This is a genomic window from Sporomusa aerivorans (assembly GCF_041428895.1).
GTDB classification, from domain to species: Bacteria; Bacillota; Negativicutes; order Sporomusales; family Sporomusaceae; genus Sporomusa; species Sporomusa aerivorans.
In genome coordinates this window covers 3,316,115-3,341,507 of the sequence record NZ_CP156926.1, presented here as the reverse complement: position 1 = coordinate 3,341,507, position 25,393 = coordinate 3,316,115, and the positions used below count along the sequence as shown (strand labels likewise).

25 protein-coding genes, 4 tRNA genes, 1 riboswitch and 1 other annotated feature are annotated in these 25,393 nt (G+C 43.6%); of the genes, 7 read left to right on the top strand and 22 right to left on the bottom strand.

The genetic code is table 11. The features are described from left to right. Nucleotides 1–380 precede the first annotated feature (380 nt). The 3 genes from SATMO3_RS15855 to SATMO3_RS15845 are packed head-to-tail and all read right to left on the bottom strand — an operon-like array spanning nt 381 to nt 3,242. Nucleotides 381–1,199, bottom strand: a complete 819-nt coding sequence (locus tag SATMO3_RS15855) for a TrmH family RNA methyltransferase (RefSeq protein ID WP_371370703.1) — start codon at nt 1,197–1,199, stop codon at nt 381–383. Beyond that, a complete protein-coding gene (locus SATMO3_RS15850) occupies nt 1,196–1,858 on the bottom strand; it encodes a TrkA family potassium uptake protein (protein WP_371370702.1) in 663 nt (220 codons plus the stop codon). Before SATMO3_RS15850 ends, SATMO3_RS15855 begins: the two co-directional genes overlap by 4 nt. A gap of 13 nt (nt 1,859–1,871) precedes the next feature. Continuing rightward, nucleotides 1,872–3,242 (bottom strand): TrkH family potassium uptake protein, encoded by a 1,371-nt coding sequence (locus SATMO3_RS15845; protein ID WP_371370701.1) that lies wholly within the window; start codon nt 3,240–3,242, stop codon nt 1,872–1,874. A 92-nt stretch (nt 3,243–3,334) separates the two neighbouring features. On the opposite strand from SATMO3_RS15845, the gene SATMO3_RS15840 reads away from it, so the two are divergent. Next, nucleotides 3,335–3,511, top strand: a complete 177-nt coding sequence (locus SATMO3_RS15840; RefSeq protein ID WP_371370700.1) for a hypothetical protein — start codon at nt 3,335–3,337, stop codon at nt 3,509–3,511. Nucleotides 3,512–3,552: 41 nt separating this feature from the next. Continuing rightward, nucleotides 3,553–3,942: a hypothetical protein gene (locus SATMO3_RS15835; protein WP_371370699.1), complete on the top strand. Its 390-nt coding sequence runs from the start codon at nt 3,553–3,555 to the stop codon at nt 3,940–3,942. 64 nt (nt 3,943–4,006) lie between these two features. Here the strand turns inward: SATMO3_RS15835 and SATMO3_RS15830 are convergent, their stop codons facing one another. The 8 genes from SATMO3_RS15830 to SATMO3_RS15795 form a co-directional block, all read right to left on the bottom strand. Beyond that, on the bottom strand, nt 4,007–4,855 hold the full coding sequence (locus SATMO3_RS15830; protein ID WP_371370698.1) for a ketose-bisphosphate aldolase: 849 nt from the start codon (nt 4,853–4,855) through the stop codon (nt 4,007–4,009). A 241-nt stretch (nt 4,856–5,096) separates the two neighbouring features. Next, a complete protein-coding gene (gene rplT / locus SATMO3_RS15825) occupies nt 5,097–5,450 on the bottom strand; it encodes a 50S ribosomal protein L20 (RefSeq protein ID WP_371370697.1) in 354 nt (117 codons plus the stop codon). A 39-nt stretch (nt 5,451–5,489) separates the two neighbouring features. Next, nucleotides 5,490–5,687 carry a 50S ribosomal protein L35 gene (rpmI, locus tag SATMO3_RS15820; RefSeq protein ID WP_371370696.1) on the bottom strand — a complete coding sequence of 66 codons (198 nt, stop codon included), beginning with the start codon at nt 5,685–5,687 and terminating at the stop codon, nt 5,490–5,492. 20 nt (nt 5,688–5,707) lie between these two features. Then, entirely contained in the window at nt 5,708–6,241 is a 534-nt protein-coding gene (gene infC, locus SATMO3_RS15815; protein ID WP_371381727.1) for a translation initiation factor IF-3, read from the bottom strand. A 23-nt stretch (nt 6,242–6,264) separates the two neighbouring features. After that, nucleotides 6,265–6,398, bottom strand: a sequence feature (ribosomal protein L20 leader region). 57 nt (nt 6,399–6,455) lie between these two features. Next, nucleotides 6,456–8,366, bottom strand: a complete 1,911-nt coding sequence (thrS, locus tag SATMO3_RS15810; protein WP_371370695.1) for a threonine--tRNA ligase — start codon at nt 8,364–8,366, stop codon at nt 6,456–6,458. 324 nt (nt 8,367–8,690) lie between these two features. Continuing rightward, nucleotides 8,691–9,593, bottom strand: a complete 903-nt coding sequence (ytxC, locus tag SATMO3_RS15805; protein WP_371370694.1) for a sporulation protein YtxC — start codon at nt 9,591–9,593, stop codon at nt 8,691–8,693. 79 nt (nt 9,594–9,672) lie between these two features. After that, nucleotides 9,673–9,999: a GRAM domain-containing protein gene (locus SATMO3_RS15800; RefSeq protein ID WP_371370693.1), complete on the bottom strand. Its 327-nt coding sequence runs from the start codon at nt 9,997–9,999 to the stop codon at nt 9,673–9,675. A gap of 11 nt (nt 10,000–10,010) precedes the next feature. Then, on the bottom strand, nt 10,011–11,615 hold the full coding sequence (locus SATMO3_RS15795; protein WP_371370692.1) for a peptide chain release factor 3: 1,605 nt from the start codon (nt 11,613–11,615) through the stop codon (nt 10,011–10,013). 135 nt (nt 11,616–11,750) lie between these two features. On the opposite strand from SATMO3_RS15795, the gene SATMO3_RS15790 reads away from it, so the two are divergent. The 4 genes from SATMO3_RS15790 to SATMO3_RS15775 all read left to right on the top strand — a co-directional run bounded on the left by SATMO3_RS15790 (nt 11,751) and on the right by SATMO3_RS15775 (nt 12,528). Beyond that, a complete protein-coding gene (locus tag SATMO3_RS15790; RefSeq protein WP_371370691.1) occupies nt 11,751–12,113 on the top strand; it encodes a hypothetical protein in 363 nt (120 codons plus the stop codon). Nucleotides 12,114–12,282: 169 nt separating this feature from the next. After that, a tRNA-Met gene (locus SATMO3_RS15785) sits at nt 12,283–12,358 on the top strand. A 1-nt stretch (nt 12,359) separates the two neighbouring features. Then, a tRNA-Thr gene (locus tag SATMO3_RS15780) sits at nt 12,360–12,435 on the top strand. A 16-nt stretch (nt 12,436–12,451) separates the two neighbouring features. After that, a tRNA-Met gene (locus SATMO3_RS15775) sits at nt 12,452–12,528 on the top strand. A gap of 138 nt (nt 12,529–12,666) precedes the next feature. Here the strand turns inward: SATMO3_RS15775 and SATMO3_RS15770 are convergent. From SATMO3_RS15770 to SATMO3_RS15730, 9 genes are all read right to left on the bottom strand, one after another. Beyond that, nucleotides 12,667–12,743: transfer RNA gene (locus SATMO3_RS15770), tRNA-Val, on the bottom strand. A 58-nt stretch (nt 12,744–12,801) separates the two neighbouring features. Next, nucleotides 12,802–13,935 (bottom strand): acyl-CoA dehydrogenase family protein, encoded by a 1,134-nt coding sequence (locus SATMO3_RS15765; RefSeq protein WP_371370690.1) that lies wholly within the window; start codon nt 13,933–13,935, stop codon nt 12,802–12,804. 109 nt (nt 13,936–14,044) lie between these two features. Further along, nucleotides 14,045–14,497, bottom strand: coding sequence for a DMT family transporter (locus SATMO3_RS15760; RefSeq protein WP_371370689.1), 453 nt, complete (start codon nt 14,495–14,497; stop codon nt 14,045–14,047). Nucleotides 14,498–14,609: 112 nt separating this feature from the next. Next, nucleotides 14,610–15,206, bottom strand: a complete 597-nt coding sequence (locus SATMO3_RS15755; protein WP_371370688.1) for a 3D domain-containing protein — start codon at nt 15,204–15,206, stop codon at nt 14,610–14,612. Between the two features lie 58 nt (nt 15,207–15,264). Next, nucleotides 15,265–15,409, bottom strand: a riboswitch (cyclic di-AMP (ydaO/yuaA leader). Between the two features lie 108 nt (nt 15,410–15,517). After that, nucleotides 15,518–16,237, bottom strand: a complete 720-nt coding sequence (locus SATMO3_RS15750; RefSeq protein ID WP_371370687.1) for a L,D-transpeptidase family protein — start codon at nt 16,235–16,237, stop codon at nt 15,518–15,520. An 89-nt stretch (nt 16,238–16,326) separates the two neighbouring features. Continuing rightward, complete coding sequence (locus SATMO3_RS15745; protein ID WP_371370686.1) at nt 16,327–17,112, bottom strand: 3D domain-containing protein; 786 nt, start codon at nt 17,110–17,112, stop codon at nt 16,327–16,329. Between the two features lie 186 nt (nt 17,113–17,298). Further along, the gene (locus SATMO3_RS15740) at nt 17,299–18,546 is read right to left on the bottom strand and encodes a Zn-dependent hydrolase (RefSeq protein WP_371370685.1); all 1,248 of its coding nucleotides are present in this window, start codon (nt 18,544–18,546) and stop codon (nt 17,299–17,301) included. A gap of 195 nt (nt 18,547–18,741) precedes the next feature. Then, nucleotides 18,742–19,413 (bottom strand): NAD(P)/FAD-dependent oxidoreductase, encoded by a 672-nt coding sequence (locus SATMO3_RS15735; protein ID WP_371370684.1) that lies wholly within the window; start codon nt 19,411–19,413, stop codon nt 18,742–18,744. Nucleotides 19,414–19,618: 205 nt separating this feature from the next. Next, entirely contained in the window at nt 19,619–20,131 is a 513-nt protein-coding gene (locus SATMO3_RS15730) for a ferritin family protein (RefSeq protein ID WP_371370683.1), read from the bottom strand. Between the two features lie 332 nt (nt 20,132–20,463). Between SATMO3_RS15730 and tpx the strand changes: the two genes are divergently transcribed. Further along, nucleotides 20,464–20,976 (top strand): thiol peroxidase, encoded by a 513-nt coding sequence (gene tpx / locus SATMO3_RS15725; RefSeq protein WP_371370682.1) that lies wholly within the window; start codon nt 20,464–20,466, stop codon nt 20,974–20,976. A 45-nt stretch (nt 20,977–21,021) separates the two neighbouring features. Here the strand turns inward: tpx and SATMO3_RS15720 are convergent, their stop codons facing one another. Both SATMO3_RS15720 and SATMO3_RS15715 read right to left on the bottom strand, forming a co-directional pair. After that, the gene (locus SATMO3_RS15720; protein ID WP_371370681.1) at nt 21,022–22,932 is read right to left on the bottom strand and encodes a glutamine synthetase; all 1,911 of its coding nucleotides are present in this window, start codon (nt 22,930–22,932) and stop codon (nt 21,022–21,024) included. A gap of 328 nt (nt 22,933–23,260) precedes the next feature. Next, a complete protein-coding gene (locus tag SATMO3_RS15715; RefSeq protein WP_371370680.1) occupies nt 23,261–25,354 on the bottom strand; it encodes a glutamine synthetase III in 2,094 nt (697 codons plus the stop codon). Nucleotides 25,355–25,393: the final 39 nt, after the last annotated feature.

Here is a 25,393-nt window from a genome sequence, read left to right as displayed (position 1 = left end):
TTCGCGGTACCACCCTAAATTTCACTCAAGTTCCCGTAACGCGGAAAAAACGCCAGACCTACACAAGAGTAACCTCTTCAGCCCGGGTACTCAGAAGTGAACTTCTGTCAGCTGTTTCGGTGCCACTCTCAATCTACGGCAGCATCCTCCCTGTAGAAACAGTCCTAACGTACTCTCTCCGTCATCGCACTATAATTCAACTCGTATTGAATTATTGCATCATTAGCCGTTTATACCACAGATATGCAGCAATGGAACCGGTAGCTTCAAACATTCTCCAGAAGAATTCGGCGGTCACCATGGAAAGACCACACACCCTCTCTGCCTGTACTGGCAATTTCCGTCATTGCTAAACGTATTATAACATAGCATTTTGCAAATTACAAGGTTGCCCGCTGTCTAATAGCTTCATATAAGATAATACCGGCCGCTACCGAGACATTCAGTGATTCGGCCTGCCCGGCAAGCGGTATGTTTAGACAAGCATCGGCGGCTTCGAGCATCTCCTTGCTGACGCCCTGCCCTTCGTTACCTAAAATTATACAAACTGGACGGTTAAAATTGGCCTGATAGTAAAGAACAGATTTTTTTTGCAAACCAGTAGCCAATAAGTTTATTTGGAATTTATTAAGGATAGTTACCAGTTCTGCTGCAGATACACCTTCGACAATAGGTAAATGAAACAGCGAGCCCATTGCGGCCCGTACAGTTTTACCTGCATAGACATCCGCCGAGCCTTTTAAAGCGATGACACCGGTACAGCCGGCCGCATCAGCCGTACGAATAATTGTGCCGACATTTCCCGGATCTTGAATTCCATCCAATATAACTAATAACGGCAGTTTATTGCCGGCAGCAGACATCATATCCTCGATAGCATACCGGCGTTTTTTTAGTACGGCCATAATCCCTTGCGGCTGCTCGGTATCAGAAATCTTGTTATAGACAGATTCCGGTACGACTATCATTTGACAATCTGCCGCTGCCAGTTTTTTTATTAGCCGCAGCGTCCGATCATGCGAGGCTGCCGATTCCGTATACAGGCAAAACTCAATTGGCCAGCCTGAAATCGCACACTCTTCAACAAGACGTACTCCCTCTGCCAGAAATTTCCCCAGATTATCCCGGTATTTCTTGTTATGAAGCGAGGCGACTTCTTTAATCAATTTATTTGCCGGGCTGGAGATAAATTCTGTCATTCTAACTCCTCCAGCTTTTGAATACCCTTAGTTTGTCCGACAAAAATCAAAACATCCCCGTCTTTAATTTTTTCATTGGGTTGTGGCGGAACAATAACCTCTTCGTCCCGTTTAATGGCAACCACGTTAACTTCGTACTTTGCCCGCAAATTGGCTTCTGCCAAACTTTGGCCGATTAGTGTCCGGGGGGATGTAATCTCGACAATGCTTAAATCGGGTGACAGTTCAATGTATTCCAGCACATTGGTGGATACCAGGTTGTGGGCAACACGCTGTCCCATATCCCGTTCCGGATAAACAACCCGGTCGGCGCCGATTTTGGTAAGCATTTTACCATGCAGTTCATTACGGGCCTTGGCCACAATATGTTTTACTCCAAGGTCTTTTAAAAGTAATGTCGTCAGTACATTAGCCTGGACATCTTCACCAATGGCAACAACAACTACATCAAAATTGCGAATGCCTAAAGCCTTAAGTGAGTTTTCGTCGGTTGTATCCGCCTGAACAACGTGAGTAACCTCCTCGCTGAACTTTTGGACACGTTCTTCGTCAGCATCGACAGCAAGCACTTCATAACCCAGCTTATATAAGGCACTGGCAACACTGGTTCCAAATCGGCCTAACCCAATAACGGCAAATTGTTTATGTTTGTTTTTCATTGTCTACTCCCCTCTATCCTATGATCATTTTCCCTTCAGGATATTGAATATTTCCCTTACGGTGTTTCAACGCTAAAGCCAAGGCCAGTGTCACCGGACCAACCCGTCCGGCGAACATGGTGAAGATCAGCCAAAGCTTACCGGTACTGGTAAGTATTGATGTAATGCCTGTCGATAATCCGACTGTGCCAAACGCGGATGCCGTTTCGAATAATAACTTGAGAAACGGCTGATTTTCACTGATACTCAGCATCATTGTGACAAAAATGACCAGGATGGCTGAAATCAGCATTAAGGAAAAAGCTTTATAAATAATGGAATAGGGAATGCGACGCTCAAATAATTCCGCGTCGTTCCGCCCTCTGATCAGCGCCCAAATGGCGGCGGCCAAGACTGCCGCTGTTGAAGTTTTAATACCGCCGCCTGTTGAGGTCGGTGATGCGCCAATAAACATTAACAGGATCATAAAAAACAGCGTGGCGTCAGTCAACTGTCCGATATTAACAGTATCCCAGCCGGCAGAGCGCGTTGTTACCGACTGAAAATAGCTGGCCAAAAGTTTGCCTTTCCAGGATAGGCCGGCCATTGTATTGACATTGTTATATTCAAGTAAAAAGATGACAACGGTACCCAAAACGGTGAGCACGAAAGTGGTTACAAGCACCGCTTTAGAGTGTAGCGATAGTTTGCTAAAACGCCGGTTTGTCCAGATATCAGCCATAACTGTAAACCCTATGCCGCCCAGAATAATCAGTAACGAGAAAACAAGGTTAACAAGAATATCGTCAACATACCTGGTTGCACTGGAAAATTCGCCGGTTATACTGCCAAACAAATCAAAGCCGGCATTACAGAATAATGAAACAGCATGCCAATAACCAAAATAAATGCCTTGGAGCCCTAAATCCGCATACCAATGAATGGCCAAAATTGTGCCGCCAATAAACTCAATCAGCAAAGTTATTTTGATAAGATGTTGCGTTATCCGGACGACTCCCGAGACCGTCAACTGATTTAATGCTTCCTGCATGACCAGGCGTTCACGGAAATTAATCCTTTTGCCGATTAGGATAGCCATTAAGGTTGCCATAGCCATAAATCCCAGACCGCCTGCCTGAATAAGGCTGATTATCACCAGTTGACCGAATACCGAAAAGTATGTGCCGGTATCAACGACTGCCAAACCGGTCACACAGACAGCCGATGTGGCGGTAAACAAAGCGTCCAGAAAACTCAATGGTTGACCGGTTGCCGAGGCCAAAGGCGTCATCAAAAGCAGCGTTCCTATCAGAATTAAACCTGCAAAGCCAAGCGTCAGAATTTGATACGGAGTCAGTTTCCACTGGCTTATATCGAGCAGATTAGCGATTCTATCCTCCAACATTTACCACCTCTAATCAAGTATACTTAAAAATTATACCCAAAATAAGAAAACTAAACAAGTTTTTGGATAAACTACTTGCAGGGGGTGATACATTGAATTCATCAGGTGATACGGGTGAGACCTTACAGCACATATTTAATAAAGATATTGCTGCTGTAAATATCGATTCGAAAAGGCCGGTGACATCAGGCGGGATTCAAGACAAGCTGAGGGATGGATTAGACGCTTACAGTGAAAATAACCCTGAACCGCCAACAATGAAAAATTAACGCTATACACACCTGTATAATAAAATAGCGGAGGATAATCTATGCAAGAAAAAGAACAGACCGTTATCTCCTATTTTCCCTCCAGCACTAAAGCACAGGCGGCGGCAAAAGCGCTTGCCGCAACAGGTTTAAATGATACCTATATAAAAAGAGCCAGCCGTCATGGTGTAAGTTATGACACTGAGCAAAATGACGCTACGGCCAATCTGGCAGGCACGCAAACCGGCCTAACATTATTCTCTATGAATACTTCCAACGAGACGAATAATTCCGAACGGGTGTTGCTGGGCGCTGATCCTGCCGTAAGCGGGGTTAGTTCACGCGGTTATGGAGTAGCTGGCGGCCATGCCTTTTCTCTTACCGCTTTTGTACCCGAGTCGCGCGTTGAAGAAGCTGTAAAGATCATCAAAGAAAATGACGGTGAAGTTTAATAAAATAGCACAAGATAATACCCCCACGCTTAAGCGCCGGGGTATTATCTTGTTTCTGCAATTCTTATATCGCTTTTGAGATGCAGTCAAATGATAACATATATCTGCGGACTGAATCTTTAACGCCTTTTTTTACCATCGACATGAGGTGAATATAGTTGGCCGACTGATTTTTGGCAAGTTCGGCTCTTATAGTGTCCCCGGCAGCCATTGACATATCGGTGGCAATATTGACTTTAGTGATTCCGGATTTTATGGAGCTTTGATAATCTTCCTTAGTAAGTTTGGAACCACCGTGCATAACTAACGGTACATCAATTGTACTATTCAATTCCGATAATCTGGAAAAATTGAGTTTGGGCCCGCCTCGGTATATTCCGTGACACGTCCCGACTGCAACGGCTAATGCATCCACTTTGGTTCTTTCTACGAAATTATGGGCCATCTCCGGTTTAACTAAATTTTCTTCATTTATATCCTTATTATTGTCATAACAACCAACATAGCCCAATTCACCCTCGACTGAAACACCGAGAGAATGGGCTATGCGTGTAATCTCTTTCGTGCGTTTTAAGTTGTCCTCAAAAGATAGGGCTGAACCGTCAAACATAACAGAAGTGAATCCCCAGCGGATTGCTTTCATCACCCCCTCATAAGTGTAACCGTGGTCAAGATGAAGTGCGATAGGCACAGAAGCTCTTTGGGCGGCTTTGTTCATTGCAGCACTAAGAGTATCAACATCAACAAATTTAAACAAACGCTCGGGAATGCCAAGCACCAGGGGAGTTTTGAGTTCTTCTGCCACCTCAACAACAGCACCTAAGGTCTCAAAGTTAAATACATTAAAACCGCCAACCGCATACTTCCGTCTTCTTGCATCCTGAAGCAATTCTTTCATTGTTACTAAGGCCAAGGTAACTCCTCCTTTTTTTGTTTTATTAAGCCAATATTAAATTTAAGTTAAAATTTGTTATAATATTTTATTCGCTGTGACCCTAAAAAAACCTGCTAATTGCATTAAAATTTTAAAAAATCAAATTTTTCAGCCTTTATGTCAGCTAGCTGGATTTGCTTACTAGTAATTCCAATATTTATAAAAAATATACCATAAAAAAATAAACTTCCGGAAAATATTTCCGGAAGTTATCTCTTTCTTACAGTTGCTCTTTAGCTGTGCTCACCAGTTGGCCGAATGCAGGCATATCATTTACCGCCAGATCGGCCAGCATTTTGCGGTTCACTTCTACCCCGGCTTTTTTGAGGCCGTTGATTAATTGACTGTAGGAAATGCCATTAATGCGGGCAGCAGCATTAATCCGTGTAATCCACAACTTACGGAAATCGCCTTTTTTAGCGCGACGGTCGCGGCGGGCATAGTACAGCGCCTTCATCACAGTTTCGTTAGCTTTTTTAAACAGCTTGCTCTTGGAACCACGGTAACCTTTGGCTAATTTAAGTATTTTCTTATGACGTCTATGTGCAGTAACACCTTTTTTAACTCTTGGCATGTCACATACCTCCTGATTTACTAATAAATTGTTTTAAACTTAGGCGTAAGGAAGCATTTTCACTACGCGCTCATGGTCAGACTTGCTAACCATAGCTGCTTTACGCAGGTTGCGTTTACGGGACGGAGATTTTTTCTCCAGGATGTGGCTTTTAAAAGCTTTGGCGCGTTTAAATTCGCCGCTGCCTGTTACTTTGAAACGTTTAGCAGCACTTCTGCGGGTTTTAATTTTTGGCATAGTTGGTATCCCCTTTCTATTTATGAGCTGGATTGCGTAGTATTGGGCTTAGGAGCTACTATCATAATCATATTTTTACCTTCGAGCTTAGCTTCGCGTTCAACAGTAGCCATATCTTTAAGCAAGCTGGCCATTCTCACCAGGACTTGTTTGCCAAGTTCAGGGTGAGAAAGTTCGCGCCCTCTGAACATGATGGTTACTTTGACCTTGTCGCCGTCTTCAAGAAAACGCTGTGCATTTTTAAGTTTAACGTTAAAATCGTGATCCTCGATATTGGGACGGATTTTAACTTCCTTAAGAGTAATAACCTTTTGTTTCTTTTTGACTTCTTTGTCCCGTTTCTGTTGCTCATACCTGAATTTGCCAAAATCCATAATCCGGCAGACCGGCGGTTTAGCAGTAGGTGCAACTTCCACCAGATCAAGATTTTGTTCTCCTGCTAAACGCAAAGCATCTCTTAGAGACAGAATTCCCAATTGTTCATTGGCACTACTAACCAAGCGGACTTCTTTAGCTCGAATTTCCTCATTAATCTTTAAAGTCTCTTTGCTAATTGCGGTTCACCCCCTGATATATTTGGTAAAATAAAAAGCGGATGGTATATACCACCCGCGTAATAGCAAAATCAAACAAGGATTTGCTTAGCTTAACCCTACTAACTGCACTTCAAGGCGTTGTAAGGTGAGAAGCGGATGGCTTCTACTTCAACAAATTTAATTTACTAAATTATAATAACACTGACTGTGTTAGAAAGTCAAGCTATTTTCATCAACTTTTGGCAACAATTTCACTGAGGGCAGTACTGATAAAAGTATCAACAGCCATTGCACCGATATCGCCCTGCCCGCGTTTACGAACTGCCACCGACCGGGTTTCGGCCTCTTTGTCACCAACCACCAGCATATAAGGAACTTTTTCCAATTGACCTTCGCGAATTTTGTAGCCAATTTTCTCATTGCGGTCATCCACTTCAACACGGATATCCTGATTCCGCATGAGCTGGGCAATTTCCTCGGCATATGCGGCGTGCCGCTCGCTGATAGGCAGAATTTTTGCTTGGACAGGCGCGAGCCACATAGGAAATGCACCGGCATAATGCTCGATTAAAATCCCAATAAAACGTTCGATACTGCCGTAGGCTACCCTATGAATCATTACCGGGCGATGTTTCTGACCGTCTTCCCCCACATAGGTGAGGTCAAATTTCTCCGGCATTAGCATATCGAGCTGAATGGTGCCGCATTGCCAGGTTCGACCAATTGAATCTTTGAGATGGAAGTCAATTTTAGGGCCATAGAAGGCACCGTCGCCAGGATTAATTTTAAAAGGCATATTCAGCTCTTCCAATGCCTCCTGGAGCGCAGAGGTGGCTGTCTCCCAAACCTCGTCGGACCCCATGGCCTTTTCGGGCTTGGTGCTCAACTCAGCGTGATAAGACAGTCCAAATACGCTGTACACGGTATTAAAGAGTTCTATAACCTTTTTAATTTCCCCTTTAATCTGTGACGGCAGCATAAAAATATGCGAATCATCCTGGGTAAAGCTGCGTACCCGCATCAAGCCATGCAGGGCACCGGAAATTTCATGTCTGTGAACGAGACCTAATTCACAGGTACGGAGCGGAAAATCACGATAACTGTGATGTTGAGTACGGTATACCAAAATACCGCCGGGACAGTTCATCGGTTTTACAGCATAACCTTCATCATCAATCTTGGTAAAATACATATTCTGACGGTAATGATCCCAGTGGCCTGATTGTTGCCACAGCTTCTGGTGCAGGATAATTGGCGTTTTGATTTCCTGATAGCCGTATTTTACATGCAGTTTGCGCCAAAAGGCTTCCAGTTCATTGCGGATAACCATCCCTTTGGGATGGAAGAATGGAAAGCCCGGTCCCTCTTCCTGAATGCTGAAAAGATCCAGTTCACGGCCTAACTTGCGGTGATCACGTTTGGCCGCCTCCTCCATCATGGTGATATAAGCGTCTAAGTCAGCCTTTTTTTCAAAAGAAGTGCCATAAATCCGCTGCAGCATCTTTCTCTTTTCATCACCACGCCAGTAAGCGCCGGCAATACTTTGAAGTTTAATGGCCTTTACACGCCCGGTTGACTGAACATGCGGCCCGGCGCACAAATCAACAAACTCACCTTGTTTATAAATAGATATCTGTACATCTTCCGGCAGGTCACGAATTAATTCCTGCTTGTAAACTTCCCCTTGTTCGCCGAATAGTTTGATTGCTTCTTCGCGGCTGACTGTCATACGTGCCAACGGCAGGTTTTCCTTAACGATTTTTTCCATTTCGGCCTGAATTTGGACTAAATCTTCCGGAGTAAACGTGTGGGCGGTATCAAAATCATAGTAAAATCCATTGGCAATAGCCGGTCCAATGCCTAATTTGACATCACCATACAGGCGTTTTACAGCCTGGGCTAAAATATGCGAGGATGTATGGCGTAAAGCATCTCTTCCTTCGCTATCTTCAAAGGTCAGAAATTCAACTGCGGCGTCTTTTTCCAGTGTACCAGACAAATCGGTAACGTGCCCATCGACCTTAGCGATAAGCGCGGCTTTGGCCAAATTACGGCTAATGGATTCTGCGGCTTGCCCCAGTGTTGCTCCCTGCTCAACTTCACGTACTGCGCCATCTTTAAGCGTCATCTTAATTTTACTCATTTTCGGCAGCCTCCTTAACAAAAATAAAAAAACTCTCATTCCCTATAGGGACGAGAGTTTTATACCCGTGGTTCCACCCTGTTTGGCAAAAATGCCATCTCAGTTTTTGATAACGGGGAATACCCCGGCCAGGCTTACTTTTAAAATATTCAGCCAGGCAGTTTAGAGGGGGTAATTGTGTTTGGTTTGCGTTAAGATGTTTACAGCCTGTGACATCTTATCTCTGAAAACGCCTTACAAGACACCATCATGTCCTCAGCATTACTATTAAATCTCATGTTTGATTATCAAAAATTATATACAACTTTAATAATATTGTCAAGGTTATATCTCAGTGTGATTGGATTTTCCCGCGGGCATGCATAATTCGCAGCCCTCACATACGACAACCCGATCCTCGAATACGCATTTGATGGTTTCTAAAATATCTTTATCCCTGGACCGGTTAGCACTATGCACCATTATGTTCCGCGGCGCAATGGTGATCAGGGCGCTGATTAATAAATCCTCATAATTAAGCATATCAGCATCACCAGTTGTCGAATGGCTTCCCGGCAAATTATTTTCCAGATATTGATTATTGATAATTTTCCCGTGTGAGTCATAAATTTTGTACACGCTGGCAGCATTGATAACGACATGGGCTTCCTCCACCCGAGGTTCCTGTGCATCTACGAAATAGCGCAAAACCCGGATGAATTCCTTGTACTCCAATTCCATCATGAAATCATCGACAACTTTGTCAATGGCTTGGGACAACTGCAGGCGATAGTCTTTAAGGCGGAAATTTAAAAAGCCTTCAAGTACCAGTTCATAGTGATTGTCCAGATATTCCAAGATTCGTGAAAGTATGAGCCTGTACCTGGTTGCCGGACTAGCGCCGAGTATTTTAATGGCATTTGATTCCACAATGGAACGTTCATCCTGATTAAAATAAAAGTAGTTGTTAGTGACTATCTTATTAATAAGCCGGTTTTCTTCGTTATTAATAATCCAATCGGCAAGTATCTGCGATACGCTGTTTTTCAGCACATTTTTTATACGTTCATAGTTACGAAAAGATAATTCGCCGTCACTAATATTTAAGCCTAGAAAAGTATAGCCACCTTTATTCAGCTCTTCTATGACTACACGGAAGCCTTCTTGGGTCAGCGTTTTACAGTCGTGTTCCAACTTTTCCCTGATATTCCCGGTCGTTCCGTTCAGGCCGATCGAAAGTAACTTCACCACCCTCACTCCCTTCCCATATAGTATATGTTTAAGAGTTGATTTGCATACAATGAGGGTGATGCGGCGGGTTGCTTATTTAGTTTACCTCCAGCGACTGTTTGTTAATCGCCTCAAGCCATTCATCCCGGCCCTTTACTACAAATTTAATTACTTTATCCTTGATAGTAATTACTTTTAGCACATTAGGAATAATCAAAAAAGTCTTTTCGGGCAGTATTTCTTTAATATGCGTCAGCAGCACCTCATCCATGTATTTATTATTAATACTAAGTGCGTAACCGACGAATACCAAACGGTGATCAGTCAGATAGAGCGCACCGTTTAAGACATTGCCGTCACAGCTATAGCTGGCAAGACATTTTTTTAGAATGAGCTCTTCGTCTTCCAAAGGAAAGCTGTACATGACGCCCTCCCTTACACTTGCCGCGCGTCTTCAGGCACGACGAGAAATTCCACATCGGGATTGCGTTCCATGACCCATCTAAGCTGCCATTCGTTATTGATTAAAGCAACCGGCCTGTCCTTTATATCTTGTACCAGCAGGCCATTGTCCATATTTTTCAGGGACTTTACATCAAGATTTTCACCACTAAGCCATCTTGCTACTGAAAAAGGCAGCCTGTTCATGAGAATATCCACGCCATACTCGTGTTTTAGGCGGTATTCCAGCACTTCAAACTGTAAAGAACCAACAACGCCGATAATAAATGATTCTACGGCATAGTCAGGCTGGCGAAATACCTGAACCGCCCCTTCCTGCGTCAATTGGGTCATGCCTTTAACAAATTGTTTTCGCTTCATAGTATCTTTAGCTTGTACCCGGGCAAATTGCTCCGGCGGAAATACCGGGAAATCCTGGAACGTAAAAACAGAACCCTCCTGGCATAAGGTATCGCCAATGCCAAAGATTCCCGGATCAAATAAACCAACGATGTCTCCCGGGTAGGCTTCTTCAATAATAGTTCTTTCCTGGGCTAAAAACTGCTGCGGCTGGGCAAGCTTTATTGGCTTACCCGACTGGGCATGGTAAACAGTCATTCCACGCTCAAACTTTCCTGAGCATATTCGCATAAAGGCCAAGCGGTCCCTGTGTGCCGGATTCATATTGGCCTGAATTTTAAAGACAAAAGCGGAAAACATGTCGGCCTCCGGGGTAATCAGCCCTTCGGACGAGGCGCGAGGCATGGGCGGCGGCGCAAGTTCCAGGAAGTCTTCCAAAAACAGTCGAACCCCAAAGTTTGTCATGGCACTGCCAAAGAACATGGGGGTCAGTTCACCCCGGGCTACTTTCTCCAGAGAGAATTCTTCTCCGGCCATATCTAACAATGCAATATCATCACATAATGCCTGGTGGACCTCAGGGCCTAAAATTTCTTTAAAGGCCGGATCATCCACACTTCCTTGCGTTGACGGCAACGCCCATTGTCCATGAACTCCGCCCTTTTCAAACAGTTCAATCTGAGCCTGTTTACGAATATAAATACCGCTATAATTGCCATCTATGCCGATTGGCCAGTTCATCGGATAAGCCTGAATGCCAAGCACCTTTTCGATTTCTTCCATAAGTTCGAATGAATTACGGCCATATCGGTCCAATTTATTAACAAAAGTAAAGACCGGGATTCCCCGCTGTTTACAGACCTGAAAAAGTTTCTTTGTCTGATCTTCTACGCCTTTGGCCACGTCAATAAGCATGACTGCGCTGTCGGCAGCCATCAGGGTACGGTAGGTATCTTCACTAAAATCCTGGTGACCGGGAGTATCGAGGATATTAACCCGGTAATCATCATAGTCAAATTGCAATACACTGGAGGTTACCGAAATACCACGTTGTTTTTCAATCTCCATCCAGTCAGATACAGCATGTTTTTGCGCTTTTCTGGCCTTTACCGACCCGGCCAGGCGAATAGCGCCACCATAAAGAAGCAATTTTTCCGTTAAAGTTGTTTTACCGGCGTCCGGATGGGATATAATAGCAAAGGTACGGCGTTTGCTGATTTCGGGAGCAAAATTTGACATTACTGCCTCCTAAAGTTGATTATGTTAAATTATACAGCATAACTGCTTTGTTTACGGGAATAATCTAATTAAGACTAGTAGCACTAGTAGCCAGAGGGATCTTTACCGGCCACGCAAATACATGGAGGGATACTTATGAGTATACATATGAGCAAGCTGCCAGTCAAAAGGATTTGCATTGACGGGCAAACACTCTCTGAGGACGGCTTCTACGAGTTTACCGTAGATTGCGGCGCTGTGTACTTTGGGGCCGTTTATAATAATGAAGGTCAGCTCCAGGCAGTTGACCAGTATTTTTATAGTGAACGGTTTTCCCGTGACGATCTGGAAGGCGCCATGCAAGATGATCAGTTATATTCGGTTGACGATCGCGACTTTCCAGCAAAAGGCTATCTATTAAGCAAAAGCGTTGACGGCAAAGAATGGCTTAGATTTCATGCCGTTGTCCCTCGTGCTATCAGCCCGGATTACTTTTATAGCAAGTTTATCGGAGAATAATATTACTCATAACGTATACAATACAACAATTTAATATACACCATTAATTAACAGTAGTCAACGCTGCTTATTGCATCTAAATAGCCGTTAATTGCCAGAGATAACTAAAAAATACATTGACACAGCACAAACAGTTGCTATATAATCAATTTTGTGACAAAAAACATATCGCGGGGTGGAGCAGTTGGTAGCTCGTCGGGCTCATAACCCGAAGGTCACAGGTTCAAGTCCTGTCCCCGCAACCATGCTGGTGTAGCTCAGTTGGCAGAGCGTATCCTTGGTAAGGATAAGGTCACCGGTTCAATCCCGGTCACTAGCTCCATTTATATTTTTCATATGGCGGCGTAGCTCAGCTGGCTAGAGCATTCGGTTCATACCCGAAGTGTCCGGGGTTCAAATCCCTGCGCCGCCACCACAAAAACCTTGTCGATTATGACAAGGTTTTTTTTATCCGGCGACTTAGCTTCAACTTAACCCTATCTTAAGCTAAGTCGCCGGATAAAATTAAAAAGTTCACAGGGACATACCCCTGTGAACTTTAATGTTTTGTTGCTGGTGGGACTAACTGGACTCGAACCAGTGACCCCTACGATGTCAACGTAGTACTCTAACCAACTGAGCTATAGTCCCTTAACACATATGTAATTATATTGCGCTTAAACCAAAAAGTCAAGCACTTAAAATAAAATTAGTACAGAATATTATTGGCAATAACCAAACGCTGAATTTGATTTGTGCCTTCATAAATCTGCATGATTTTTGCGTCACGCATGTATTTTTCAGCCGGATATTCTTTGGAATAACCATAGCCGCCCAGCACCTGGACTGCGTCAACAGTGACTTTCATAGCCGTATCGGCAGCAAAGCATTTGGCAATTGCCGATTCCTTAGCATAGTTAACACCCTGATCTTTCAGCCAGCATGCTTTGTAAACCAGCAAGCGCGCAGCTTCAATCTGCATAGCCATATCGGCCAGCATCGCCTGCACAAGCTGGAAAGATGCAATTGGTTTATCAAATTGCACACGTTCTTTTGAATATTTGACTGCCAGCTCAAAAGCAGACTGTGCCAGACCTACTGAAACTGCACCAACAAAAGGCCGGGCCGCATCCAGTGTTTTCATGGCAATTTTGAATCCTTCCCCTTCCCGGCCAATGCGGTTAGCCATGGGGACCCGTACGTTATCCAGAATCAATTCGCAGGTGTTGGAGGCTCTTATGCCCATCTTTTCTTCTTCTTTACCTACCGAGAAGCCCGGAGTATTGCGATCCACAATAAAAGCTGTAAGCCCACGGATACCGGCAGTTTTACGCGTATTGGCGAAGATTACGTAAATATCGGCAATGCCGCCGTTAGTAATAAAACATTTAGTTCCGTTGATGACGTACTCATCGCCGTCTTTGACTGCCGTAGTAGCAACAGCGCCCGCATCGGAACCGGCTCCTGGTTCTGTGAGCGCAAATGCCGATAATTTACCGCTGTTTAAGACATTAAAAAATTTTTGTTTTTGCGCGTCGGTGCCTAGCAATACGACCGGGTAAGAAGCTAAAGCATTGGCAGCTGTTGTAGTGGCTACACCGGCACAACCTTTACCTAGTTCTTCATAAATTAAGGCAATAGACAGTGCATCAAGTCCGGGACCGTCATATTCTTCAGGAACTGTTAAATTGAGCAGGCCGGCTTCATCAAGTTTTTTCCACAGAGCAGGTGGAACCACACCTTCTTTATCCATTTCTAATGCATGAGGCGTGATTTCTTTAGCAACAAATTCATTTACCATTTTTTGCAGATCCAATTGATCGGGAGTAAAGTTAAAATCCATGCTTTGCCTCCTTGATATATTAGCATGATACCAAAAAATTCTAATGATAAGTATACCGCATAATGTTTTTTTTGTTAACACTTAATTACAAAAAAAATAAAAAAATACTTTATTTTAACAGTAATTTAGCACCAACTGCAAGTAAGACCAAGCCAAATAATTGCGTTGGAGTACAGGCGATGCGGTCAAGTCCAAATCCACCAAAATAATCAATGATAATAGCTGTCAGTACCTGACCGACAATAATTGCAGTGGTGGCATTAGCCACACCAACGCCAGGAATACTTGCGGCCACTAAGTAAATGATAGCTACGCCGATAATACCTCCCAGCAAAGTGTACCAGGGAGCCTCCTGCCATGCATATAAATTTCCTTTACCCATTTTAAAAAGAAACAACAATACTAACACCAGAACGGTCCCGGTTACGTGTACGATAAAAGTAGCCTCCAAAAGACCGGTTACTTTGCTCAGTGAAGTATTGAGCGAGCCTTGTACTGCCATTAAAACCCCCGAGATAAAAGCCAAAACCAGTGGCAACATTTCGCCGGATATTAAATTCAAGCTAACACGCCCCCGTATAGTAGTCAAATTATATGTGTAGTATAGTACTTAGTTCCAGCTAATATTCCCAAGAAATTAACGTATAAAAAAAATCAGGCTTCAGCCTGATTTTTTAATCAACTATATATACGGTTACTCTTTGAACGCCAAAATTTAATGCATCGCTGCGACTGTCAAAAGCTAAATCAATTCTGTTACCTTTAATCGCACTCCCGATATCGTCAGCAATTGCGTAGCCATAACCTTTGATATATAACCGGGTTCCTAAAGGTATAACTGACGGATCAACAGCGGCCAGCCCTCTGCGCAGAAGATTTCCACGATATGTATAACTGCCATTGCCGGGGTCATGTGCCGAATAAGCGGAGGCCTTCATAGCCAGAGTACGGCTGTATCTGCTTGGCTCACCGGCTAAGCGCTCAAGATAAGCAAAAGTTTCTTTATCAACAACGCCACTTACATCTAGACTTGTACTACGTTGAAATTCTTTTACTGCTTTCGCAGTAACCGGACCAAACACACCGTCAATCTCACCCGCGTAGAAACCTGAGTCTGCGAGAAGTTTTTGTATTCCCCGGACTTCATCGCCCCGGGCTCCTAATGCTACCGACGCTTTTTCCTGCTGTTCAGCAGTCAAGCCAACCGCGGGACAGACAACAACAAACAGCACTACCAATGTGAGAATAACTGCCAATAGAACTCTTTTCAAGGAAACACCTCTCTTGTCTTGCGCCATCGAGATTCTGCTATGCTCAAGCAATAACAAAACCTCTGAGGCTTACAGCCTCCGGGGTTAGCTGTCGGGTTAGGGCCAAAGAGAAGGAAAGAATAGCCCTTCCGCAACATGCGGATTCACCCCTCTGGTTTTATTGGGTCCCCCGTACCCATACAAGGATTCGGCATTATAAATATAATACATGGAAAATTTAGTTCGGTCAAATTCAGTACATGGCGATATAGTAATCTTATCGCCATGTACCTCCAGCATCTTTAAATTTATGTTAAATTTCTTTACTCTGCTTATATTCCCAAACCGGCACACATTTCTTTGCTAGCTATACCGGTAGCAGGAACCCCTTCACGGGTCTGATAGGTCTTTACCGCTTCTTCAGTCTCTGAGCCAAACAGCCCGTCGGCCCGTCCCTGAAAATAACCTAGTTCTTTCAATTTTAACTGTAAGGCAACAACATCAGAGCCGGATGTCTGGTACTTCAGATTTCTATCAACCCTTACTTTTCGTCCTTCAATCCGCACCGATGTACCAATCGGAATCCACTCAAATAATTCCTCGACATCCTTATTGCGCATTCTAATACAACCATGGCTGGCAAATTGACCAATGGACCATGGTTTATTTGTTCCATGAATACCGAAGGTACCCCAGGGCACGTTTAACCCCATCCAGCGGGTGCCAAACCCAGTTCCCCAGTTATAGTCCTTCCATACCACATTCCATTCACCAATTGGGGTAGGCGTCTTGCTTTTACCAGTAGCAATCCGGTATTTTTTATATAACTGGTCATCGCTGTATACATCAAGCACTCTGGCCTGAATATTTACAACCATACTTACTTTTCCCGCCGGAGCTTCGGTAGGCTGATTATTGTTAAGGGAAGCTAATTCTTGCTCATCTGCATACTCATACCCCAGGATGCTAAAAAAAATACTTAAAATTGCCAATAAGGCAATACCGTAAATTACCCGGGAGCGCTTGAGAGTAAACGACCACACAGGATTCATTACACTTCCCCCCTGCCAATGCCTCTTTTGAAAATATATGTAGTAGTTTGCTGCATTATGAAGAGCAAAAAAAAACCGGCATACGCCGGTTATTTAAGAACATAGACTTTTACATTCTGAATGCCGTAGTCGAGAGCTTCCTGCCGGGTATCAAAGGCTAAATCTATACGATTTCCTTTAATGGCGCTGCCCTGATCATTGGCAATAGCAGGACCATACCCTTCAATCCAAAGTTTTGTACCCATGGGGATAACATTTGGATCAACAGCGGCTACCCCTTTTTTCACCTTACTTCCCACATATGTCGAATCATTCCATTTGCCGTTATCCATTGGACCGGGTCCATAAGCAGTCGCTTTCATATCGATTAATTTGCGATAGTTTTGCGGAGCACCGCTAAGAGAGTTATTTGCCTCCGCTGCTTTGGGCACAAGGTTATTATTGTTCAACAGTGCAGACAGCAGCGGAATTTGTTGCTGATACCCTGATAAGCGGTCAGAGACTTCTGCCTGAATTTTTTCCTGTGCTGTACTGCGTATAGCACTTTCTACCATTTTAACGACGTTATCCTTGTCAATGCTTTGGTCTTGTCCTGTCAATTGTCCTGCTACGGTAGCAATATTACCAATCATCTGAGATTTTCCCGTTCGCTCAAGGGCAGCTTGAGCAATACTCCCCCAATTTGCTTTATTGTTATCCTGTCCGAGATATTCCTTGATTTTGATTAGATCTTGTATTTGCATGGCATTAGGATTGCCAACAGCAACTTCGGCCAGCCTGTCCTCCAAGAATCCAGCCTCTGCTTTTGGCATAAACGGCGAAAACAATGGCATTGCCAATACCATTAACGTGATAGCAGCTAATTTATTTTTCAATCCGATTCTCCCTTCCGGCAGTAATTTTGGATTTCGAAAGACAGTTTATCATAAAGTTAATAGAAATGATAGCGGAAATACTTTCTTCCTGGCAGCTACATAGTATCCGACAACAATTATTGGATAGCAAATAAAATGCCTGACTGCTTATGCAATCAGGCAGATACCGGAATTTTGAAACATATGCTATTTGGCCAAAAAGTATAGCGTCTCAGTCAGCACCTCAAGGCCTGCCGCGATATTTTCCGGAGCCACATATTCACTGCTATTGTGGCTGATACCATCTTGGCAGGGAACAACAACGAGTGCTGACGGTGCGATATGCGCCAGGCTCATAGTATCATGTCCCGTACGACTGTCCAGCCGCAAACTGGTCAGCTTTAATTTTGTACAAATTGCTTCAATGGTTTGATTGAGCGTATCATCCAGATTAATTGGCTTCTCTGAAGAAAGAACAGCTATGGCAACCGGGGTATCATATTCATCGGCTATAGAACTTACTGCGTCCTTAATCTCCTGTAATATTTCAACAATATATTCCTGCTCGTTGCCGCGGATGTCTACCCACATTTCAACCTGGCCGGGAATAACATTGCTAACTCCCGGATGTGTTTTTAAAATCGTAACAGTAGCCACAGCTCCCTGATATTCGTATTCAACTGCAATATTTCTGACTGCCAGTACAATCATAGCCGCACTTACCAGTGCATCCTGCCGGTCTTCTATTGCTGCACCACCGGCATGTCCGGGTGTTCCAGCAACAGTAATTTTTAGTCGGGTTAGCGCTGAAATCCTATCTACAATGCCTATATCCACCCGTCCTTGCTCTAAAACCCGTCCCTGTTCGATATGCAGTTCAACAAAGCACTTAATGCTGTTGGCCGGGCGCGCTGCCGTTTCGATGTGTTCGGTCTGCAGCCCTAATGTTTGGAGTTCATCCGCCAGTGCTATACCGTCGGCATCTTTAAGCCGTTTCCAGACGGCAGTCTTAACTAAGCCGGCCATGGCCTTGCTACCGATTGCTGCAATCTCAAACCGGCTTGATTCTTCGGCGGCAAATACAACAACTTCTATAGGATGCCTGAGTTCTTCATAGGTCTTTAAACGGCGTAGGGCTGCCAGACTGCACACCACGCCCAGAACACCATCATATTTTCCGCCTGCAGGAACAGTATCAAGATGGGAGCCAGTCACCACCGCCGGAGTATCAGCGCTTATCCCGTTGGGTGTAAAACGGCCAATGATATTACCAATTGCGTCAGTATGTACAGTGAGTCCCATATCCTGCATGATGGTAATGACATGCTGTCGCGCCTGGTGATCAGGAGGACTAAATGCCAGTCGTGTAACACCGGACTTATTTTGACCAAATTGAGCCAGTTGTTCGATTTGCGCCAAAATCCAAGCTAAATCACGCGAATGATGAAATTGCATAGTCCACCGTGCCCCCCTTGAGCAATCTTTATTACAAGTATACTGCTATATTGCCAAAAATTCCATAATCCTGTCTAGAAAATCCTTGGTTTACCTCTACATTCGAAAAAATTCAGTCACGTACTTTCTTTTAATAGAGTTTGAGGCAACGCACAATAGAGCGGCGCTTGGCCTAAATAGCCAAGCGCCGTTTTATTAGCCTAAAATCCCTTGTTTAACAGTATCTAAGCCCAGTCGGTCTATCATCATTCCGATGCGCTCATGCTTGCGGGCGTTGGCTTTATAATAGGTTATAATTTTATCAATAAGCGGCAGTACTTCTTCCTGTGCTACAGACTCAATGAGAAGATCAGCCACTCTGGCGCGGGCGCCTGCACAGCCGCCAATGACAATCTTCCAGCCTTTGGCGGTACCGATTAGACCAATATCCTTGACCCAACCTTCTGCGCAGGAATTGGTACAGCCGCTAACGCCAAATTTACACTTTCCGGGCAGTTCCATACCGTGATAGAGTTTGTCAAGTTCAAGCCCCAGGGTAAGACCGTCTTGCTGCGCCCGCTTACAGAAGTGAGTAGCAGGACAAATTTTTATACTACGCACACATAGGCCAACAGCCGCCCCTTTGTCCATGCCTAAGTCTTCCCATACAGCGTCAATCTTATCTTCAGATATACCCACAATGGCAATACGCTGAGCCGAAGTTAATTTTAATGCTTTAGCGCCGTATTTCTCGGAAACATCGGCAATTTTACGCAGTAAATTAACATCAAGAATAACACCGCCGGGTATATGCGGGGCAATAGCGTAAGTTTCTCTGTCACGCTGAACAATAGCCCCTTTTTCTAATAAATCAGTTTTAAGTTCCATGAATGAAACCCCCTATTAATAATTATATGTATTGGATTATAATTATAAATTAAACAAAAGTTAGAAAAATCCTGCTCAAGATAGTAATTTTTTTCTCAAATATAAAGAAAACACGGCTTGCGCCGAGCCTTTGGCGAAAGTTATGCTTTCTATCAGGACAAAAAAAGCGCCCAGAGGCGCTATTTTTTGTACATAAAGTATAACTTTATGCCCAGCCGTTCAGCATCTCACGCAGTTTAACCACATGTGTTTGCTCTTCCGCTTTAAGTTGATTGAATATTTTTCTTGCCTCTTCAAACTTAGCACATTTAGCCAGAGCATCATAAAACAAAATAGAATCTTTTTCATCCTGCAGGGCAGACTTTAAAATATCCGCAATACCGTTAAATTCGGGTAAAATCTTTTCAGCCTTGTCTTTTGGAAAAATATGAGGCTCGGCGAGAACTGTCAGATACTTTGAAGTTTCCGGATCAAATAAATAATCGCCGGCATCTCCCAGCTTGCTCTCCTTAATGGTATCATAAAGGCTGCTAAACTGTTCATAATGATGAATTTCTTCATTCATGAGCAGCAGAAATAAGTCTTTGTGCTCTTTTGTTTTGGCATATTCATATGCTTTTTTATAAAAATCACGACCGCGCGCCTCCATGTCAATGGCTATTCTCAAGCCTTCGAGGTCACTGAAGAGATTGCCCATGTCACAGGCGTTTTTTTCCATATGTATACCCTCCTTTAATTTTCTGTTTGAAATATACTGAATATATTCCCTATTTCGTAAAAAAATCCTTTTCAATATGTGACTTTTTTAACTTTTTTATCAAAAACAGTGAATAATTAGTAAGAAGATGTTACACTATTATTATAGATATTTTCAACTTCCGGGAAGTAGCTATGAGCATACCTGCTACTCTGAATACACCGTATTTACGGCAAGGTGTTCTCTTTCTTTGGACCGTAAAAATTATCAATTGGCGGGTTTCTGGCTTGTTGACAATTACGGCAAATTAACAGCGATGAGGTAATTGAATTTTAATAAATGAGGAGGATATTATGGACAAGCGCAAAAATGTAGTAAAATTTGGCGGCAATCCTTTAACTTTACTTGGTAAAGAAATCAAGGTTGGCGACAAAGCACCGGATTTCACTGTTTTAACACCCGAACTTAACCCTTTTTCCTTAAGCGATACCAAAGGTCAGGTACGGGTAATCAGCTCAGTACCTTCTATCGATACACCGGTCTGCGACATGCAAACTCGGTGGTTTAATCAGGATGCCGGGCAAGTTCGCGGGCTTGTCGTGTTGTCTGTAAGTGTTGACTTGCCGTTTGCCTTGACCAGGTATTGCGCCGCAAAAGAAATTACTAATGTAAAGACGCTGTCTGACCATAAGGAACTTGATTTTGGTCTGAAATATGGTTTTGCAATTGAAGAACTGCGATTGCTCAGCCGCGGTGCCGTTGTCGTCGACCGGGATGATATTGTTCGTTATGTTGAATATGTTCCCAATATTGAAGATCAGCCCAATTATGAAAAGGTAATGGCAACGGTAAAACAATATTTATAAGAATAGCAAAATACCCGGCGTTGTCAAAACGCCGGGTATTTCTATCTAGCAAATATGAATCATGTTTTTCTTGTATTGCAGATACAAAGCCTTAAGCTCATCCACTTTGGCTGACATTTCCACTTGCATTGCAGAGGCGGCATCAAAGTCACCGCTTTGAATGGCATCTTTAATACGGGTAAAGAGGCTCTTCTGCGCTAAACTGTCTTTAGCAAGATATACTCTGAGGCAGTTAATGGCGGACCAGATATTAAGATCCAGATCACTTGCCGAATCAGCATCATGAAGTGAAATGGTACTTTTGACGATATCGAGGTTTTCCGGAATAACACGGTTTAACAATTCGGTTTTCCAACGAACAAGAGCACCGGCAACAAAAGCGTCAATAAGCTCTTTGCGGAACGTTTGCCCGGCGGTAAGCACCTTAACCTTTTCAGGATATTTGGCAATTTGCTGCATATTCTCCCAGACAGTTGCCGGCGGTTTGCCGAATAACCGGTCCCGCTCCTGATCAGTATAATCATCAAAGACATCATGTTCACTACGGTATGCCCGGTCTTTCTCCAGGTAAAAGCCTGGCTGACCCGCATCTTTGGACAGTTCGCCATCCAGTTCCTCGACAGTTTTACCGGATTCAAGCGCAGCCTTGATACCGTCAAACATACTCAGATAAATTGAGGTTAATGCAATATAGGTATTGGTGTAAGGATTGGGAGAACGCACCTCGAAGCGCGTAGCAAGGGGTGCATTGACATCGCGAACCAGGCCCGCAAGAATTGTTCTGTTACGGGACGGTACGGCCGGACTGTGACCTAGCGAGGTTACAATACACACCGGAGCTTCAAAACCTGGCTTGAGACGGTTTAAGGAGTCGTTGGTGGAGGAAATGAAGGGATTAATAACCTCGTAGTTCTTCAAAATACCCATGATGGCTCCGTAACCAACTGCACTCAGAAAATATTCTTTCATGTCGGTTGGTGAGAACAAGTTGACAATTTTACCGGACTTAAGTTTGGCGGCAATACCTACATGAGTATGCTCGCCGCTGCCGGCAACGCCGATAATGGGTTTTGCTTTAAACGTTACTTCGAGGCCATTAGCCCGGAAGGCTTCTTTAACAACAATTCTGGCCTGTAATTCATTGTCGGCGCACTGGATGGCATTAGCGAACTTCCAGTCGATTTCCAGCTGTTCCATGACATGGCTTAAATGGCCGCTCTCATCAATTTTAGCTTTTACGCCGCCCACTTCTTTATGACCCATTTCCGGTTCAAGTCCATAGTTGGCTAACATTGACAGCGACTGCTCCATAGCTGTGCGAACATTGCCGCGGGTACGCTGCCAGTATTGTTCCTGCATTACCTGAGATGCTGATAACTCCTCAACTTCTGCTTTATTGGTCGGGGTTTTTACCCAAAATTCAAGTTCGGTGGCGGAAGTAAAGACAATATCTTCAATGTCGGAACCACTTATATGATCAATACCGGCAATTTTACCCTTGTTCTTGATCATGGCCAGCAGTTCGGACTTGATATACTCAAGACTTTGTACAAGTATAGACCGCGAATCCACTCGTATACTATTATGTACCAGGAAGGCTGGAATGCGCAAAGTACCTACCGGTTTGCCGGTTGCTTCATCAATATGTTCAAAATTATAGTCTACAAACCAGTTAACATTGGGATCAGCAAGCATGTCAACCTTGGCATTGTTTAAAGTGGCAATACCTGTTAAGACAACAGATGAGCCGTCTGTCTGCACAGCGCCCCCTGTGTAGAAATCCTCAAAATCTTTCATGAAAATACTGATAGGAATTTTTTCATCAGTATCATTACCGGCAAGATCAATGCCGACAAGTGAAGCAAATTGAATTTCGGGATGGTTTCGCAGTAATTGTAAGAGTTCTTCTTTGCCATACTTACCGGACGGAATCAGATACAATAAATCTTTTACCATGCTTCTGTCACCTCGTACACATATTGTCTTACACTATAGGTTTTCACATTTTTACCTAGTCAATACAACTAAAAAAACAGGCTCCTCCCACTTTCCTGTGCGTAAGGAGCCACCATTGACTCAGGTTAAAATATGCTTTAATTATAGCATAAAAATACAATTTGTCCAGGGAAGTCTACATCCAAACGACATTAGATCAGCTAGAGTGACATAACGGTGTAATTGGAATATCTGATATCAGCAAAGGGCACATAAAAGACTGCCAATTTGTACAATTGTATAGACTAAAAAAACCTGACTTTTACGTCAGGTTTTTTTACATTGTATATTAGATGTTAAACAGTAATTCAGCATAAGTCGGCATCGGCCAAACGTCTTTATCAACTAAAGTTTCCAGTGTATCGGCTACTCCTCTTAAAGCGCCCATCTTTTCGAATACATCAAACCGGAATAACGACGCTTGTGCATAAGTATCCCCGTGGGCGTTGGCGGCCTTATCAACAGCTTCCTCCAGCACAGCAATATTTTTCTTTAATGCTGCAGTTAAGGAAGAAACCTCAATCAGCAATTCAGTTTGTGCAGTTAAATCGGCAGCAACACCGGTAGCTTTAATTGTATTGATGGAACCTGCCAGATTGGTAGTAAATTTGATAACGGCCGGAAGTATTTCTCTCTTGGCCATTTCAATCATGGTGAGAGCTTCAATGTTAATTGTCTTGATATAGTTCTCAAGATCAATTTCATAACGGGATTCCATTTCTACTTTGCTTAACACACCATGCTTTTCCATTACGGCAATATTCTTTTCAGAAATTAATGCCTTAATGGCTTCTACAGTAGTCTTAATGTTGGGAAGGCCTCTTTTTTCAGCTTCGACTACCCATTCATCGGAATAACCATTTCCGTTAAAGACTACTTTCTTGTGTTTAGTTACATATTCAGTAAGAATGGATTTGACTTCAGCTTTTACGGAAGAGGCTTTCTCAAGTCTGCCGGCAACTTCACTCAATACTTCAGCGACAATAGTATTTAAGATATAGTTTGGTGCAGCGATGGATGCAGAGGAAGGAACCATTCTGAACTCAAATTTATTGCCGGTAAAGGCAAACGGCGAAGTTCTGTTTCTGTCAGTTGCATCTTTCGGTAATGCCGGCAGGGTAGTAACACCTATTTCCATATGACCGCCGGTTTTTGAACTGGTTGCACTGCCATTTTCCAGCTGCTCCAGGATATCCTGCAGTTGCTCACCAAGGAAGATGGAGATGATAGCCGGCGGAGCCTCATTTGCTCCCAGACGGTGATCATTGCCTGGATTTGCGGCAGACACCCGCAAAAAATCCGCATATTCGTCAACTGCTTTTATAACTGAACACAAGAAGACGAGGAATTGTTCATTTTCATGGGGAGTATGGCCCGGATCCAACAGATTCATGCCGTCATCGGTAGCCATCGACCAGTTATTATGCTTACCGGAACCATTGATGCCTGCAAACGGCTTTTCATGCAATAAGCATACAAGACCATGCCGTAATGCAACCTTTTTCATGGTATCCATAGTAAGCTGATTATGGTCTGTTGCGATATTGGTAGTAGTAAATATAGGCGCGAGCTCATGCTGGGCAGGTGCAACTTCGTTATGCTTGGTTTTAGCGGAAACTCCCAGCTTCCAGAGTTCTTCGTCCACTTCTTTCATATAAGCCGAAATTCTTTCTTTGAGAGAACCAAAATAATGATCTTCTAACTCCTGACCTTTCGGCGGTTTGGCGCCAAACAGGGTTCTACCGGTAAAGATCAAATCTTTTCTTTGATCAAATGCTTTTTTATCTACAATAAAGTATTCTTGTTCCGGCCCAACGGTAGTAATAACATTTTGGGAAGTAGTATTTCCCAAAGCTTTTAAGACGCGAACAGCCTGTTTGGATAAAGCTTCCATGGAGCGCAATAGCGGGGTTTTCTTGTCCAAAGCTTCACCGGTATAGGAACAAAAAGCTGTGGGTATGCATAATGAGTCATCTTTGATAAATGCCGGCGATGTGCAATCCCAGGCGGTGTAGCCTCTGGCTTCAAAAGTGGCTCTCAGACCACCTGACGGAAATGACGACGCATCAGGTTCGCCTTTGATTAACTCCTTGCCAGAAAATTCCATGATTGCCTTGCCGTCAGCAGTTGGTGAAATAAAGGAATCGTGTTTCTCAGCAGTTATGCCAGTCATTGGCTGGAACCAATGAGTAAAATGGGTTGCACCTTTTTCAAGCGCCCAATCCTTCATTGCGCTGGCTACGACATCGGCAACGGCAGGATCTAGAGGAAGGCCCTCTTCAATTGTCTTCTTTAAAGCTTTGTAAGTAGCTTTGGGAAGGCGCTCTTTCATAACAGCGTCATTAAATACATTTGAACCAAAAATTTCACCTAGTTTGCTCATTAATAAAACCCCTTTCAATTATCATCTTGGCTTTAAATT